General features: G+C 67.3%; 1 protein-coding gene. It reads left to right on the top strand.

The features are described from left to right. The first annotated feature begins 100 nt into the window (after nt 1-100). Complete coding sequence (locus ADL15_RS14415) at nt 101-1,489, top strand: IS4 family transposase (protein WP_232344090.1); 1,389 nt, start codon at nt 101-103, stop codon at nt 1,487-1,489. The last annotated feature ends 14 nt before the right edge of the window (nt 1,490-1,503 follow it).

Here is a 1,503-nt window from a genome sequence, read left to right as displayed (position 1 = left end):
CCAACGCCGTTCAGTTAGGCGGTGTGGGTGGTCGTCAAGGTGTGTCGTAGGCAGGAAACAGCGGAGCTCCTGTATAGAGGGTGGTCACTCTAAGACGCCCTTGACACTGGGAGCTCCGCTGCCTGACCAGATTGCCATAACCGAAACCAAGTCCATCGCAGCGGGCCGGTTCGCGCCGGGACATCTGGGTGAACTGACCCAACTGGTGCCCTTCGACATGGTCGACGACGCCCTGCACCGCAGCGGCGCAGTCCAGCAGCGGATCCGCCTGCTACCGGCCCGGGTCGTTGTCTACCACCTACTCGCCGCCTGCCTGTTCGCTGAGCAGGGCTACCTGCAGGTATGGCATCGGCTGACTGCCGGGCTACGCACCATGGCCCTGACGACTCCCTCGGCCAGCGCGTTGCGTCAGGCTCGTCAGCGCCTCGGCGTGGCCCCGATGCGGGCCCTGTTCGATCTGCTGCGCGGCCCGGCCGTCACCACCGCGACCACCGCCGTCACCTGGCGGGGCCTGCTCGTCTGCGCCATCGACGGCACGATGATCAGCGTGGCCGACAGCCCGGCGAACCTGACCGCGGTGACCAAGCAACGCTGCCATCACGGCACCGGCGGCTATCCCACGATCCGCCTGCTTGCTCTGGTCGCCTGCGGCACCCGGCACGTCATCGACGCGGTCTTCGGGCCGGCCGGCACCGGGGAAACCGGATACGCCCCACACCTGGCTCGCAGTCTGCGCCCCGGAATGCTGCTGCTGGCCGACCGCAACTTCGCCGCCGCCGCAGTCCTGCAAGGCTTCGCCGCGGCCGGCGCCGATCTGCTCGTCCGGTGCAAAAGCGGACGGCGCCTACCCATACGAGGTCGCCACGACGACGGCTCGCGCCTGTCGCAACTCGGCGCCCTGAGCATCCGGGTCATCGACGCGGAGATCACCATCATCGCCGGTGGCGTCCGCCGCACCGGCCACTACCGGCTGATCACCACCCTGCTCGACCACCACCGCTATCCCGCCGGCCACCTGATCGCCCTCTACCACCAGCGCTGGGAGATCGAGACCGCCTACCTGGAAATGAAATCGACCATCCTCGACGGCAGAGTCCTGCGCTCGCGCACCCCGACCGGCATCGAGCAGGAAATCTACGCCCTACTCGTCACCTACCAGATCCTGCGCACCGCGATGGTCGACGCCACCGACAACATCCCCGGCACCGACCCCGACCGGGCCAGCTTCACCATCGCCCTGAACACCGCCCGCGACCTGACCATCCAAGCCGCGAACGTCATCGCCGACACCGTGATCGACCTGGTCGGCGTCATCGGACGACACGTCCTCGCCGCCCTCATGCCCGACCGGCGCATACGCACCAAAGCCCGCATCGTCAAACGCGCCATCAGCAAATACAACGCCCGCGGCCCCAACATCGACCGCACCACCTACCAAGCCACCACCGAGATCAACGTCCTGATCTTGACAGAAGCCACCCAGCCCTAACTGAACGGCGTTGG

This window comes from Actinoplanes awajinensis subsp. mycoplanecinus (genome assembly GCF_001509495.1).
GTDB classification, from domain to species: Bacteria; Actinomycetota; Actinomycetes; order Mycobacteriales; family Micromonosporaceae; genus Actinoplanes; species Actinoplanes palleronii.
Note: the sequence above shows the minus strand (reverse complement) of the source record. Positions and strands in the feature narration are given on the sequence as shown.